The organism is Xanthomarina sp. GH4-25 (assembly GCF_045363175.1).
Taxonomy (GTDB): Bacteria; Bacteroidota; Bacteroidia; order Flavobacteriales; family Flavobacteriaceae; genus Xanthomarina.
Genome location: NZ_JBJFLO010000011.1, coordinates 15,408 through 31,056, shown reverse-complemented (window position 1 = coordinate 31,056; position 15,649 = coordinate 15,408). Strand labels below are relative to the sequence as shown.

The window sequence follows — 15,649 nt, the reverse complement described above, 5'->3', positions numbered from 1 at the left end:
GCTAAAAAAATTTTATTATGTAGAGAACATTCCAGCTTTTAAAATGATTTGTTAGAACAATATTAAATACTTTACTATTAATCATGTACATTAAAAACTTTAAATAAGCCTTTACTTTTTGAGTTAGGAACCTCTGAAATAAATGCATATTTACCTGGTTTTAGATCGGCATAAAAATAACCTGTACTTCCTGCAGGCATGTCGTTAACACCTCCTAAAAAGATCACCCCTTTAGGAACTGGTGTTATTAACCCTTTTGGGTCTGACCAATCCAGCCATGCTTCTAAAGTATCTTCATTGGCAGTTTCTTCTAACTTTACTAGATTGACATCGTGCCAAATAAAATTTTCATGTGGTTTTTGGTCTTTTACAAAAACAGAAAAAATGTGTTTCCCTTTAGTTATAGGCTTATCATAACTGATACCATCTTCACCAGAAAGTGTTATGTTAATGTTTGCTTCTGGAGGTAAGTGATCATTCACTTCATCAGTTACAATAATAGGTTTTGCCATTCCCATGGCTGAATGAAATGTGCCATTTGGCATTTTTACATAACATTCCATGATATAATAGCCAGGCTCTAACTTAATTGTTGTTATAGCAGTATGTTTAGGCGCTATTAAACCAACACCTCCACTAAAAACAATATTAAAATACCATTGTGGCAATGCGCTAAAAGCAGCAAACCCTTCTTCAGATTTCCCTTGATTTATTAAATCCATGCCTTTTACAAATACTGGCACAACATCAGTAATCGTGTTTTCTATCGTTTTGCCTTCAGGGTATTTATCTAATAAAAAGAAATGTGTTTCGTTAGAGAGATTTTGGTACTTAAACGTATTCCACCCTGAAGAAATGGTATCTACCGACTGAAATTCCATGCTTCTAGTAATGACATCGATAACAATTGAAGCTTCAGTTACAACTTCTTTTATCTCAACCTGAGGCTCTAAAATAGATTCTACTTTTTTTTCGTTTTTGCAATTGTAAACAAAAAGAACTACTAGTAAAAAAAGGAGTTTTAATATATTTTTTTTCATTTTTACTCTATTTTTTAGTTTTTAACTAATTTCAAATGAGTATTTGAGGTGTTTTTCTCTAAAGCTTCTACTCTATCTAAAAGTGTTTGTAAAACTACCGCTTGGTCTGTACTAGCTTGGTTTTGGTTTGCTAGTAAAGTTTTTAGTTTTATATTTTCTTCTGATAGTGATTTGACTTCCTTCTTTAATTCTTGTATGGCTTTTATAGCTACCACTCCAAATCCTGAATAATTAAGTTGATAAAGGTCAACTTCTTTATTGTAATTCACCAATTCTGGGTAAATTGACTCTACATCTTGGGCAACAAAACCAATTTGTGATTGGTTATTTTTATCGGTATTATAATGATAGGTTAAGGGCTTTAACTGCATAAAATTTTGCCAGTTAAAATACAGGTCTTTAAAATTGTCTTTAACGCGTCTATCAGACAAGGCAGAATACACACCGGAAGTGCTGTTAAAAGAACCTACTGGATTGGTATTACCACCAGCTTTAGAATACAAATAAAGGGAACCGTTACTATTAAGCGTATAAAAACGCCACCAATTTTTGTTAGCACCTTTGTTTAGTAATTTAAACCCATTCTCAGTCCCTCCATTATCATGATATACTTGAAAATCTGTAGTAGGCTCTTCATTATGTTTACCTACAGATGTATAACCATTTTGTAAAACCGTGATTACATTGCTGCGATCTGCTGTACCAGTACCATTTCCTACTTGAAACAATGTTTGAGATGATATATTAGCGTCATTATACCTGCCTATTACTGTAGAATAATAATCGTCTGCTATGGTTCCATATCCAAATGCCATAGAATTACTTGCTGAAGCATTTGCATACACCCCTATAGCTACAGAGTTTTCTCCAGCAGCATCAGAATTAAATCCGAACGCCATTGAACCATATGCTGAAGCATTTGCGTAAGTTCCCATTGCAATTGAACTAATCCCAGTTGCACTTGGCTCATTACCTATTGAAAATGAATTAATTCCCAATGCTCCGTTTGTGTCTGAAGCATAAAAAGAGTAACTTAAATCAACAGCATTCGATCCTATATTTCCATATTTTTCAGGATCTCTACCTTTTAACCTCCAACCTATACCATTACCTTCATCTATAGCTTCTAAACCAGTTGCTGTTGATGCATTTACTTCTAAATACTCTTTAGTAATTAGCGCTTTATCATCAGTAATTTCTGAAATATCTAAACTTGGAGCAGTAATAGCACCATTTGAATCTATGTTAAAAGCATTACTTCTAGTACTCGTACTGCCACCATTACCAACTTGAAATAAAGACGTTGTAGATGTTGTATTATCGTTAAATGTTCCCACAACTGTTGAATATATATCATCTGCTATTGTTCCCCGTCCCATTGCTGTGGCACTTCTACTAGAGGCATTTGTTGTTTCCCCTATTGCTGTTGAATTTATTCCAGAAGCTACTGTAAAAGATCCTATTGCAGTTGAAGTTGAACCAGATGCTAATGTACCGTAACCCATAGCTGTAGAATAACTTTCAGATGCAGTCGTTTGAAAACCCATAGCTGTAGAAACATCATTAGACGCAATTGTTTCTCTTCCCATTGCTGTGGAATAATCTCCAGAAGCATTATTAATCATACCTAATGCTGTTGACGTATTTCCTGAAGCAATAGCTCTTCTTCCAACAGCAAATGAGTTATTACCTGTAGCACCATTAGTTGTAGAATTGATATCGCTAAATGAAACATCAATACTATTCAATCCTATACTACCATAATTGTTAGAATTCCTACCTATCATTCTCCAACCTATGCCATTCCCTTCATCTAAAGCTTCCAAACCTGTAGGATTACTACCAGAACCACCTCCAGAATAGTTAGCATCTGCAAACTCTTTAGTAATTAAAGCTTTATCATCTGTTATTTCTGCTATGTCGAAGCTTGGTGCTGTAATTATCCCATCATTATCAACCACAAAAGCATTAGATCGATTATTGGTATTTGTACCATTCCCTATTTGAAAAAGAGTATTACTTGCTGTTGTGTTATCATTAAAAATTCCCAACACCAAACTATTTTGATCATCGGCTATGGTACTGCTTCCAAATGCTGTTGAGTATGGAGCTGATGCTGTTGTATAAAAACCAGCTGTTGTTGAAAATAACCCCGATGCTGTGGTTACATTTCCCATAGCTGTTGCATATTGTCCAGACGCAGTTGAATTATAGCCCATAGCTACCGATCCATTACCTGCTGAAGTGTATTGACCCATGGCAACTGATCCTGTGCCATAAGCGCCAAGTCCTGCGTCATAACCTGCATCTCCTCCATAACTTAAATCGACTGCTCTATTTCCAATATTATTATAATATGTAGCATCTGTACCTACTATTCGCCAACCAATACCATTACCTTCATCTAGAGCTTCTAAACCAGTAGCATTCCCACCAGAACCCGAAGTTTCGGCATAAAGTGCATAAGGCACTGCCATAAATTGTGTAGATCCTAAATCTACCAAGCCAGAACCTGTATCTATTTGTACGTTTAAGAAATGATCGTCTGTTCCCCAGTTTATAGAAGAAAAGTCATCCGATGTAGTGCCTTCACCAATATTCAGAACGATTAATCCATGAGCATCTGTTGTTGGTGCATGAGTTTCTTGGTAAACGTTTGTTGTTCCTTCTAAAATAGCTAATTGTACGTCTATGGTTTGGTTCGCTATGACATTGCCTAAATTATCTTTTATGATGGCTTTGTAGTTTATAGCCTGTTGTGCAAAACTTATTACTGAAATTAATAAGGTGATGAGTAATGTGATGAGATGTTTCATAACTTTATGTGTTACTTGTAGATGTTATAATTAATTTATTGAATAGATTTATTAATAAAAACCCTCTCTAAGCGGTAATGATTCAAGTAGATATCTAATGTTTAGTAAAAGTAGAGGTAAACAAATAAGAAGTATAACACGTATGTTACAAAAGGTGCAACTATTGTTACATTTAAAATAAAAATTTGAATGTAAGCAGTGACACCTCTATAAAAAAATAATAAAACACGTTTTAGTGCTTTAGTAATTTACGATTGCAAATTCTATTTAAAACACACTGAAATTATGAGGAGAATTTAGTATTAGAATGTTATAAAAAAAACAATTCAATACCATTATATGTAAAAGGTAAAAAATACATGATTCTGTAGTCAGTAGATTAATTGCTAATTTGGAATTTTTAAAGACTGTTCTTAATAGCCTCAACCATCTTTTCCAATCGTACTTTAACTTCTGCTTCGGTCCAAGATAATTTTATTAAACAGGAAATGTTTCTTCCAATATAATGGTCTGATTGTTCAAAAGTTTTCGTTTGAAGATAATCAAGTCCGTCTTTCACCTCTTGAGATAAAGGGTACAACGTTTTTAACTTTTTAAGATGTTGCCACTCACGAATATAATGCCAACTATTATCGTAATAATGAAAACAGGCATCTACTCCAGCTTCTTTTAATGCAGCAGACGCTTTTCTGGTTGTTTCTAAATTTGGCAAAAAGAAACTTAAAAACGAATAACTTTCTTCACCTCCTATTGGAACAGTTCTAAAAGTAACCTCAGGAATTGTCGAAAGTCCTTCACGAAAAATGGTATAGTTTTTCTTTTGAATGGCTACAAACTCATCCAAACGTCTTAATTGAGCTAATCCAACAGCTGCATGCAATTCTGAAATTCTAAAGTTATATCCTAAAAACGGGTGGGTTTCTGCACCACGATCATTGCCTTTATGATCGTGACCATGATCTGAAAAATGGTCTGCATGGGTATGGAATTTTTCATTATTTGTTAAGACTGCTCCTCCTTCACCAGCTGTAATAATTTTCACAAAGTCTAATGATAAACAACCCAAATCACCAATACTACCAAGAGGCTTACCATTGTATGTTGCTCCTGTTGCCTGCGAAGAATCTTCTATCAAAAGCAAATGATGTTCTTTACAAATGGCTTGCAATGCATCCATATTTGCCATACTACCACACATGTGTACTGGCATGATGGCTTTTGTTTTTGGAGTTATTGCTGCCTTTACAGCTTTTGGATCTAATGTTAAGGTATCATCAATATCTACTAAAATAGGGACGGCTCCAAGCATCATGATAGCTTCAAAACTAGCCACAAAAGTAAAGGTTGGCATAATAACTTCATCTCCAGATCCAATACCAGCAGATGCTAATGCTACAGAAACTGCTGCTGTTCCACTAGATACTAACTGAGCATGTTTTACTTGTAATTGATTTTCAAGTTCGAGTTCGAGTTCTTTAGCTTTCCAATGACCATTTCGCATTCCATCAAAACCATAGCGCATTAAAACACCATTGTCTAAAACATCGTTTAATTCGTTTCGTTCTTTATCTCCAAATAATTCAAATCCTGGCATAGTTTCTTTATTAATTTTTAAAATTAAATTAATTATAGTGAATTACAGAGTTTGGTAATTCTTTTCTAACTTTTTTAAAATCGGCAAACATATCATCCTCGTCTCGATAACCAATTGGCAACAATAAAACGGATTTTAATCCTTGTTGTTTTAGCCCTAAAATTTCATCGTATTTTTCAGGAGCAAAACCTTCCATTGGACAAGAATCAATACCTTCCAAAGCACAAACAGTCAACAGATTACCCATAGCTAAATACGCTTGTTTGGTTGCCCATACTTCAATTTCTTCCAAAGGTTTATTTTCAAAATCTGAAATTAAAAAATCTTGAAATGGTTTTAAGATGTTTTTGGGGGTTTGACGTAATTTATGAACCCGATTAAAATATTCTAAAACAAATTCTTCATCTATATTGGTTTCAATACAAAAAACTAGAACATGCGATGCTTGTGCTATTTGTAATTGATTCATGGAATGTTCAACCAACTTTAATTGTATTTTTTTATCTTTTATAACAACCAATTTAATAGGTTGTAACCCATACGAAGTAGCAGTTAAATTAAACGCTTGACAAAGCACACTTAACTTTTCTTCAGGTAAATATTTAGTAGAATTAAATGATTTAGTGGCATATCGCCATTGCAATTGATGTATTATATCCATTTCATTTCAATAATAAGAATAGCAAAAATACTACTTGCATTTTGTTTCAACTAGCAGATAATCAAAATATTCTTTGATCTTTAAAAAATCTTTAAAAATTTTCAGTTTATTTATTTGAAAGAATCAAAAAAGGGTTCTATATTTGCACCCGCAATTAGGGATACCTAATGAGACACTCAAGGAGAAATGGCAGAGTGGTCGAATGCGGCAGTCTTGAAAACTGTTGAGGGTCACACCTCCGGGGGTTCGAATCCCTCTTTCTCCGCTAAAACCCTTGTAAATATTTGATTTACAAGGGTTTGTTTTTTTTGTTACATTTTAGTTGACAGTTTAATTTTAAAAATTAAATCGATTTAGCTGTACAATATTTATCAATCTCTTAATGGTCAATTTTTAAACTTTGTTTACATTTGATGGTTAAATAAATTAATATGAGGAACTCTTTATCATTAATTAGCAAAACAACTTGTGTACTTTTGTTCTTTCTTGTTTATAATCCTGTATTTTCTCAAGATATTGAACCAAGACGTTGGACATCCATGCCTTTAGGTAGCAATGCTATTGGTGGTGGGTTTGGCCATGTCTTTGGCGATATTGCATTTGATCCTGTTTTACAAGCTGAGAATGCTACAGTAACCGTAAACTCTTTTGCGTTACAATATGTACGCCCTTTTAGAATTGGCAATAAACAAGCGAGAATTGATGTTCTAATTCCTTATACGTTTGCTAAATGGGAAGGCTTATTAAATGGAGAACCTAAAGAAATCTCTAGAAATGGATTTGCGGATCCTCGATTGAGACTATCACTTAATTTTATAGGACCAAAAGCCATGAGTTTAAAAGAATTACAAGAGTTTTTGAAAGACAATCCTACGTATACAACAGTAGGTGCTTCAATTGCTATTAGTTTTCCGTTTGGACAGTACTATGGTGATAAATTATTAAACATAGGATCTAATACCTTTGTTTTTAGACCACAAATTGGAATGACGCATAATTGGGGAGCTTGGTCTTACGAACTATCTACCTCAGTCTTTTTGTATACTAATAACAACGATTTCTATATTGATAAAACAAGAAAACAAGAACCTCTTTTTGCCATGCAAACACATCTTACACGAAAATTCAAAAAACGCATATGGACAACTGTTAGTTTTGGTTATGGATTGGGAGGTAATTCTATCGTGAATAGACAACATAAAGACGATGAACGTGGAAATTTTCTTGGAGGTCTTTCTGCCGGAATGCCTATTACTAAAAAGCAATCAATTAAATTTGCTTACGGCACAACACTTACCTTAAAAGATGTTGGAGCAAATACAAATGGTTTTATTTTAGGATGGTCTGCCATTTTCTAAAATAAGAATAATTATTTTCGGCACAATAAATGATAATACCTACGTTATAAAAAAAACATATATCTAAATGCAAAAATCCTATTTCATTTTAGCCTTAATTATTTCCACAATTGGCTATTCACAAAACAATGCTTTTAAAGCTGGTGAAAACTTAACATTTACAGCTTCATATAATATGTCTGGTGTTCTTACAGAACTTGCTCAAGTAAATATGGTAACTAGCGAGGTTAAAACTTCAAAAGCCACTTTATTGCGTTTGAAATGTACAGCTACAACGTATAGCAAATGGGACAGCTTCTTTAAGATTAGAGATTTATACGAAAGTTATGTTAGTCCTACTTCTGTTAGACCTTATCTTTATAAAAGAGATATTTATGAAGGTGGTTATTCAAAATTTGTTCAGTACAAATACAGTCATTCCAATGGAACTGTTGCTAGTTTAATAAAAAAGAAAAAGAAATCTGGAGGAACTTACGACCAAAATAAAACCTTAAACATATCGAGTAATACCAAAGATATTGTTTCAACTATTTATTATTTAAGAACTTTAGATTTAAAGAATTATTCTGTTGGGTCTTCAAAAACATTAACTGTATTATTCGACAACAAACCTACAGAAGTTGTTTTTAATTATTTAGGCAAAGAATCGATTTCCACTAATATAGGAAGCCAAACGTGTTATAAATTATCTATTTCTATAAAAAATAGCAATGTTTTAAAAGGTAATAACGATAACATTCTTTGGTTGACAGCAGATGAAAACAAAATCCCAGTTTATGCAAAATTTAAAGTAGCTGTTGGTAATGGAGAATTAAAAATTAAATCTGCAACGGGTCTTAAAAATTAAATATTATGAAAAAATTATGTATCGTTTTAGGTCTTATTGCAGCAGTATTAGCACTAATATTATCCGTTTTACCCGTTTCTAATTTGGCGTTTTTCCCTGCCATTGTAGCTTTTATTTTTGCATTAGGTGCTTTCTATTTTTCTAATAAAGAGAATAGCTCAAAAAAAACCGTTCAACTTATCTTTTTATTAACTATCATATCGCTTTCAATCTCAACTTATAAATCCTTATTTAATACTGTTGAAGTTGGTAATACGGAAGAACTACAAGAAAGAGAGCAGAAATCTGAAGAGAATGCCATTGAGGAACTTGAAGGATTAGATTTTGATGAAATGGACCTCGAAGATGTTCCTGTAGATGAAATTGATATTGAAGAAGCTGGTCTTGAAGAACTTGAAATAGAATAAAACTAAAAATAACTTTTCTTTATCAATATTTTTTTAGTTTATTTGAATGATAAGTAAGCTATTTATTAATGAAAGTTTTATTAATTGTTACCGTATTCTCACTTGTAGGTTCTTGTGCTACGTCTAAGTACAGCACAAAAATTGAAACACTTAATAATAATATTAAGATAAACGATAGTACCACTATTAGCAGATATGCTAACACCATTACTGTACCAGAACTAAGAAAACATTTATACAAATATGCAAGTGATGAATTTCAAGGTAGAGGAACTGGAGAAATAGGACAAAAAAAAGCTGCCGAATTTTTAAAAAATTATTATATTTCTGAAGACATCACTTCACCGATTAATGATTCTATCTATTTTCAAATCATTCCAAAATCTTATTTTCTTGATGAAACAAAAGCTTCAGAAAATGTTTTAGCATTTATTAAAGGAAATGAAAAACCAGAAGAAGTTGTTATAGTATCTGCCCATTATGATCATCTTGGAATAAAAGACTCCATAATCTATTATGGAGCAGACGATGATGGCTCTGGAACTGTTGCTCTAATGGAAATTGCTCAAGCTTTTAAGTTAGCTTCAATTGAAGGGCATAGACCAAAACGTTCAGTTTTATTTCTTCATTTAACTGCTGAGGAAATTGGTTTAGAAGGCTCAAGATTTTATACAGAAAACCCTATTTTTCCTTTAAATAAAACCATGGCCAATTTAAATATTGATATGATTGGAAGAGTAGATAAACATCATGAAGATATAAATCAAGAAAACTATATCTATCTTATAGGAGCAGATAGATTAAGTAAAGAATTACATTTAATATCTGAAAAAGTAAACAATGCATTTGTAAATTTAGAATTAGATTACAAGTATAATGCAGAAACAGATAAAAATCATTACTACTCTAGAAGCGACCATTATAATTTTGCCCAACATAATATTCCAGTCATTTTTTATTTTAATGGCGTTCATGAAGACTATCATAAGCCCACAGATACACCAGATAAAATAAACTACAACTTACTTCAACAAAGAACCAAGTTAATTTTTGCAACCGCTTGGCAATTAGCAAATCGGGAGAACCGATTAATTTTAAATGAAAACTTGTAAAATACCATATTTTGGTGTTAAAGTTTGTTAAATACTCCAAACCAACCTACTTGGTTTGATTATTTTTGTCTGAATACATAACTAAATAGAATTTCAATGAAAAAAGCTTTATTAATTATTTGTTGTACTGGGCTTATTTTTGCTTGTGGTACTCAAAAGAGCGACACAACATCTCAAACAAGCTCAACCGTAGCATCAAAACAATTAGATGTTACTGAATATGCAGAAACGATTACTTCTGAACAGCTCAAAACGGACTTATACATTTATGCTTCAGATGAATTTGAAGGAAGAGGAACTGGAGATCCAGGACAGAAAAAAGCAGTTAATTTCTTAAAAGAAAGATACATCGCATTGGGTATCCCTGCAGCTCAGTCTAATAACGATTACTTCCAAAATGTTCCATTAGAAAAATTAGGAGCACCAGATGTTTCTTTTTCTGTAAACAATAAAGATTATAAAACTGTTGATGATTTTGTTTCAATATCATCTCCAAAAGATGGTTCATTAAATACTAATGAAATAATATATGCAGGATACGGAATTGAAGACGATGCATATTCAAGCTATACAGATTTAGATATCAAAGGTAAAATTGTTTTCATTAAATCTGGAGAGCCTATAGATGCAGATGGAAATTATGTTATTACAGGAACAAAAGAAGGCTCGAAATGGTCTAACTTTAGACAAGCTTATGCTTCTAAAAGAGACATAGCTAAAGAAAAAGGAGCAGCAGCTTTATTAGTATATTATCCTGAAATTTATGCTATGGCAACAGCTCGTTTTGGAGGAGCTAGTGGCGCTATATCTTTAAAAGGGAATGCAGACGACATGTATTACTTTTTAGTCAACACCGATTTAGCAAAAAACATCTTACCAAGCATTGAAACAGAAGAAAAAAATCAGACTATCAAGATGCCTGTACGTTTAGAATATAAAAATGTTTCTGAACAAATTAGTTCAGAAAACGTTGCAGCCATAATTAAAGGTTCAGAAAAACCAGAAGAATACATAGTTATTTCTGCCCATTTAGATCACGAAGGAATTAAAAATGGAGAAATATACAATGGTGCCGACGATGACGGTTCTGGTTCGGTTGCGTTGTTAGAAATAGCAGATGCTTTTAAAACAGCAGTTAAAAACGGACAAGGACCAAAGAGATCCATTGTGTTTTTACATGTTACTGGAGAAGAAAAAGGCCTTTTAGGTTCTCGTTACTACACAGATATTGATCCTATTTTTCCATTAGCAAATACGGTTGCAAATTTAAATATTGATATGATTGGTCGTGTAGATCCAAAACATGAAGATGGTGATGGGAATTATGTATATTTAATTGGAAGTGATAAATTAAGTTCTGAATTGCATACGATTTCAGAAGAAGTAAACAATAAGTATATGCAAATGGAATTTGATTATACATTTAATGCAGATGATGATCCAAATCGTTTTTACTACAGAAGTGATCATTATAACTTTGCTAAAAACAATATTCCTGTTATCTTCTATTTCAATGGAACTCATGCAGATTATCATAAACCGACAGATACACCAGATAAGATTAGATATGACTTATTACAAAACAGAACAAGATTAATATTCTATACAGCGTGGGAACTAGCAAATAGAGACAATAGAATTGTTGTAGATAAAGCAACTGAATAACAATATTTAGTAGAATAAACCTTAAAAGCTGTTTAAAAAGTATTCTTTTTAAACAGCTTTTTCTTTTAAAAAAATAAATGAATGCTCTTTAGAAGTAGTTGAAATTATAAAAATAAATTACTTTTACAAGTATATTAAACGTACACACTAATCTTATAGAAAAGAATTATAAATGCACATACCCTTATTACAAGACATACTCATTTTATTAGGTTTTTCAGTAGTTATAGTTTTTCTATTGCAACGTGCCAAACTCCCATCTATTTTAGGCTTTTTAATTACTGGAGTTATTATTGGACCTTATGGTTTAAGTCTTGTTAAAGCTGTTGAAGAAGTTGAAATTATTTCTGAAATAGGTGTAATATTATTACTGTTTGTTATTGGCATGGAACTTTCTATAAAAAAATTAGCTTCTATGAAAAAAACAGTTTTCATTGGAGGCTCTTTACAGGTTGGGGTAACTGTTTTAATTGCTGGAAGTTGCTATTATTTTTTAGGGAATACTTGGAACGAATCTGTATTTATTGGTTTCTTGTTTTCACTTTCCAGTACAGCAATTGTTTTAAAAGTGTTTCAAGATAGAAACGAAATGTCTACACTCCATGGTAGAAATGCTTTGGCTGTTCTAATTTTTCAAGATATTATTGTGGTACCCATGATGCTCTTTACTCCTATTATTGCTGGAGAAAGCACCAATGTAACAGCTAGTATATTAACTTTATTATTAAAATCGGTTGTGGTTATTGTTATTACTATTTTAAGTGCTCGTTATGTGGTTCCAAAACTTATGTATGCTATTGCTAAAACTAATAATAAGGAGTTGTTTTTATTAACAACCATAACCATCTGTTTTGCAGTTGCCTTTTTAACCTCTCAGGCTGGATTATCATTAGCATTGGGAGCATTTATGGCAGGACTGATTATTTCAGAATCCGAATATAGCCATCAAGCAACAAGCATCATTTTACCCTTTAGAGAGTTATTTATTAGTTTCTTCTTTATTTCAGTTGGAATGTTACTAGATTTAGATTTCTTTATTCACCATGTTGGTGTTATTATGCTACTGGTTTTGGTGGTTTTAATTGTCAAATCGTCCATTACAGCATTGGCAATTGCTGTATTAAAATACCCATCCAGAACCGTTTTAATAACAGGTTTGTCTTTATTTCAAGTAGGTGAATTTGCGTTTATACTTTCAAAAGTAGGTATCGAATATAACTTATTATCAGCTGAAACCAATCAATACTTTTTAGCTGTTTCTATTGTTACCATGTTGCTCACACCTTTTGTAATCATTTTTTCTGAAAATATTTCAGACCGGTTTTTAAATTCCAAAATAGCTAAAGCTTTAGCTTCAAATTCAAAAGAAAACACTGAAGATGTAAACGCTAATGTAGAAATCGATTTAAGCAATCATCTAGTAATTATTGGTTTTGGAATTAATGGTTCCAATCTAGCAAAAGCATCGCAATTTAGTAACATTCCATATGTAGTGATCGAATTTAATGCTGAAACTGTAAAACGAGAAAAAGCTAATGGCATTCCCATTTTATATGGAGACGCCACGCAACCTCACATGCTGGAAACTGTCAATTTATCGAAAGCACGTTCTGTGGTGGTAGCCATTTCAGATGCCGAAGCAACAAGGACTATAATAAGAAATATTAGAGACATCAGCCACTCGGTGTATCTGGTTGTAAGAACACGCTATGTCAAGGAAATCCCAGATCTTATAGCTTATGGTGCAGACGATGTTATTCCAGAAGAATTTGAAACTTCTATAGAAATATTTTCTCGTGTTTTACACGATTTTTTAGTGCCAGAAAATGATATTTCCGAATTTATTGAACGAATTAGAGCCGATAACTATGGGATATTTAACTCTAAAAAGAAACTCCCAAACACCTTTACTTCTAATAAAATTCCTAATATAAATATTACTTGTTTACGAGTAAACATCGATAGTGGACGAATAATAGGAAAAACACTTCAGGAGTTAAATATTAGAAAAAAATATGGTATTAACATCTTAGCAATTGAGCGTAAAGATGATGTTATTGAACACATTGAACCTAACGAAAAACTATATCAAAATGATAGGTTATATGTAAGTGGAAGACAAGAAGCTATTGAAGAATTTCATAGAATTCTAAATTAAAATACGCAATAATAAGCTTGAACAAAATAAACCACATAACAGTAAACACACTAGATGGCGAAGCAACAGACTTAATAAAAGCATACAAAGGTAAACCCATTTTAATTCTGTTTTATAACAACCAGTGTTTGGGTTGTACTGGTCGTGCCATTCCATTAGCTTATCAATTCTCAAAAGAATATCCAGAACTTTCAGTACTTGCCATTCATAGCACCTTTGGAAATCAAACAATAAGTAAGCAAGATATATTAGATGTTTTTACGTCAAAAGAAATACCTTTTCCTATTTACTTGGATCAACATCATAAATGGTTTGATTTTTTTAAATGCGAAGGCACACCACATTGGATTATATTGAATGTCGAGGCCAAAGTATTTAAATCCTTTTATGGCTCTCAGGAAAACTCTCAAAACAGATTGTATTACGCTCTTGAAGAGCTTTTAAACAGTTAGGAAAAAAAGGTTGTTAGTCTAGTAATACAAACAAAAAAAGCTCCACATTTCTGTGAAGCTTTTGTTTTTTGGGTGGAAGACGGGATTCGAACCCGCGACCCTTGGTACCACAAACCAATGCTCTAACCAACTGAGCTACAACCACCATTTTAAATTGGACTGCAAATGTAATTTATTTCCCTTTTTCTACAAAGACTTTTATAAATATTATTTTTTTATTTTTTTACTTCAAATCAAACAGACTGTTAACCACAGGATAACGCTCTACAGTAAATCCTTCTCCATATGCTACTCCAACTATTCTGCCTATATCTTTTGCTCTATATTCTATACTATCGGTAAAATTTTTGCTTGAGATAGGCGTTTCAGGAGCCTTACTACCTGGATTATAAAATTGTGTTTTATAAGCCATAACACACTCTATCTTTTTAGACATAAAATCTGATACATCTACAACAAAGTCGGGTTCTATATTTTGCCATTGAATATAATGATAAACTTGTTTAGGTCTCCAAGGGGCTTGCCATTCAGTATCATGGTCATCAAACTTGGTGTCTATTTTAATCAACCCACTTAAAAAACAGGCATCACTTACTAATTTGCTGCCTTTACCATGATCAATATGCCTATCTACAATAGCATTACAAAGCACAATCTCGGGCTTATATTTTCTTAACATTTTAATGATTTCCAATTGATGTATCTTGTCATTTACAAAAAACCCATCAGCAAATTCTAAATTATGGCGTATGGAAGCTCCTAGAATTTTTGAAGCTGCTGCAGACTCTTCATCTCTAGTTTTTGCAGTACCTCTAGTACCAAGCTCTCCTCTAGTTAAATCTATTAAGCCCACCTTTTTACCAGCAGCTATCTCTTTCGCTAAAGTAGCTCCACAGCCTAATTCCACATCGTCTGGATGTGCTCCAAACGCAAGTATATCTAATTTCATTTTTTTATTTTTTCTGTTCTTTAATTGCTTTTTCAATTCTCATGTCAGGAATCAACCAGATGATTGCAACTAATATATAAATAGCACCACTAATCCATGCGTTAACAAAAGCAAAAACAATTCCTAAAACATATAACACAGGTGAGATTTTACCTTTAACATCATTCCCTAATGCTTTTGCTAAAATAGCATCTTTGCCATGACTTTCAATAATGAATTTTTGAAGTATAAAATATGCTATTGCCGCTCCTAGTAATACTACTCCATATAAAGATAGAGTGGCATTAGTGAAATGATTTTCTCCCATCCAACCAGTTACAAATGGAATTAAAGATAACCAAAATAAAAGATGCATGTTTGCCCACAAGATTCTACCAGAAACATGATTAACAGTTTGCATCATATGGTGATGATTGTTCCAATATATAGCAATATAAATAAAGCTTAAAACGTAGCTTCCAAAAACAGGAAGTAAAGGTTTTAAACTTTCGAAATCTCCACCATGTGGCACTTTTAGTTCTAGTACCATAATGGTAATAATAATTGCTAAAACTCCGTCTGTAAATGCTTCTAATCTATTTTTAAACATG

13 protein-coding genes and 2 tRNA genes are annotated in these 15,649 nt (G+C 32.5%); 8 read left to right on the top strand and 7 right to left on the bottom strand.

Annotated features, from left to right (window positions below; all coding sequences use genetic code 11):
- Positions 1–77: 77 nt before the first annotated feature.
- The 4 genes from ACI5KZ_RS14220 to ACI5KZ_RS14205 all read right to left on the bottom strand — a co-directional run bounded on the left by ACI5KZ_RS14220 (position 78) and on the right by ACI5KZ_RS14205 (position 6,111).
- Entirely contained in the window at positions 78–1,040 is a 963-nt protein-coding gene (locus tag ACI5KZ_RS14220) for a hypothetical protein (RefSeq protein WP_109310165.1), read from the bottom strand.
- 14 nt (positions 1,041–1,054) lie between these two features.
- Entirely contained in the window at positions 1,055–3,856 is a 2,802-nt protein-coding gene (locus ACI5KZ_RS14215) for a tail fiber domain-containing protein (protein ID WP_406848003.1), read from the bottom strand.
- 400 nt (positions 3,857–4,256) lie between these two features.
- Complete coding sequence (locus tag ACI5KZ_RS14210) at positions 4,257–5,450, bottom strand: DegT/DnrJ/EryC1/StrS family aminotransferase (protein ID WP_406848002.1); 1,194 nt, start codon at positions 5,448–5,450, stop codon at positions 4,257–4,259.
- A gap of 28 nt (positions 5,451–5,478) precedes the next feature.
- Positions 5,479–6,111, bottom strand: coding sequence for an NAD(P)H-dependent oxidoreductase (locus ACI5KZ_RS14205; protein WP_406848001.1), 633 nt, complete (start codon positions 6,109–6,111; stop codon positions 5,479–5,481).
- A 180-nt stretch (positions 6,112–6,291) separates the two neighbouring features.
- Between ACI5KZ_RS14205 and ACI5KZ_RS14200 the strand changes: the two genes are divergently transcribed.
- From ACI5KZ_RS14200 to ACI5KZ_RS14165, 8 genes are all read left to right on the top strand, one after another.
- A tRNA-Ser gene (locus tag ACI5KZ_RS14200) sits at positions 6,292–6,376 on the top strand.
- Between the two features lie 166 nt (positions 6,377–6,542).
- Positions 6,543–7,469 carry a transporter gene (locus ACI5KZ_RS14195; protein WP_406848000.1) on the top strand — a complete coding sequence of 309 codons (927 nt, stop codon included), beginning with the start codon at positions 6,543–6,545 and terminating at the stop codon, positions 7,467–7,469.
- A gap of 67 nt (positions 7,470–7,536) precedes the next feature.
- Positions 7,537–8,316: a DUF3108 domain-containing protein gene (locus tag ACI5KZ_RS14190; protein WP_406847999.1), complete on the top strand. Its 780-nt coding sequence runs from the start codon at positions 7,537–7,539 to the stop codon at positions 8,314–8,316.
- Positions 8,317–8,321: 5 nt separating this feature from the next.
- On the top strand, positions 8,322–8,723 hold the full coding sequence (locus ACI5KZ_RS14185) for an FUSC family protein (RefSeq protein ID WP_109310169.1): 402 nt from the start codon (positions 8,322–8,324) through the stop codon (positions 8,721–8,723).
- Positions 8,724–8,791: 68 nt separating this feature from the next.
- Positions 8,792–9,835, top strand: a complete 1,044-nt coding sequence (locus tag ACI5KZ_RS14180) for a M28 family metallopeptidase (protein WP_406847998.1) — start codon at positions 8,792–8,794, stop codon at positions 9,833–9,835.
- A 96-nt stretch (positions 9,836–9,931) separates the two neighbouring features.
- Positions 9,932–11,500, top strand: coding sequence for a M28 family peptidase (locus tag ACI5KZ_RS14175; protein WP_406847997.1), 1,569 nt, complete (start codon positions 9,932–9,934; stop codon positions 11,498–11,500).
- Between the two features lie 172 nt (positions 11,501–11,672).
- Complete coding sequence (locus ACI5KZ_RS14170) at positions 11,673–13,658, top strand: monovalent cation:proton antiporter family protein (RefSeq protein ID WP_109310172.1); 1,986 nt, start codon at positions 11,673–11,675, stop codon at positions 13,656–13,658.
- A 17-nt stretch (positions 13,659–13,675) separates the two neighbouring features.
- On the top strand, positions 13,676–14,110 hold the full coding sequence (locus tag ACI5KZ_RS14165; protein ID WP_406847996.1) for a TlpA family protein disulfide reductase: 435 nt from the start codon (positions 13,676–13,678) through the stop codon (positions 14,108–14,110).
- Positions 14,111–14,180: 70 nt separating this feature from the next.
- Here the strand turns inward: ACI5KZ_RS14165 and ACI5KZ_RS14160 are convergent.
- The 3 genes from ACI5KZ_RS14160 to ACI5KZ_RS14150 form a co-directional block, all read right to left on the bottom strand.
- Positions 14,181–14,256, bottom strand: a tRNA-His gene (locus ACI5KZ_RS14160).
- A gap of 77 nt (positions 14,257–14,333) precedes the next feature.
- Positions 14,334–15,059 (bottom strand): bacillithiol biosynthesis deacetylase BshB1, encoded by a 726-nt coding sequence (bshB1, locus tag ACI5KZ_RS14155; RefSeq protein ID WP_406847995.1) that lies wholly within the window; start codon positions 15,057–15,059, stop codon positions 14,334–14,336.
- A 4-nt stretch (positions 15,060–15,063) separates the two neighbouring features.
- On the bottom strand, positions 15,064–15,648 hold the full coding sequence (locus tag ACI5KZ_RS14150; RefSeq protein ID WP_109310173.1) for a TMEM175 family protein: 585 nt from the start codon (positions 15,646–15,648) through the stop codon (positions 15,064–15,066).
- Position 15,649 lies beyond the last annotated feature (1 nt).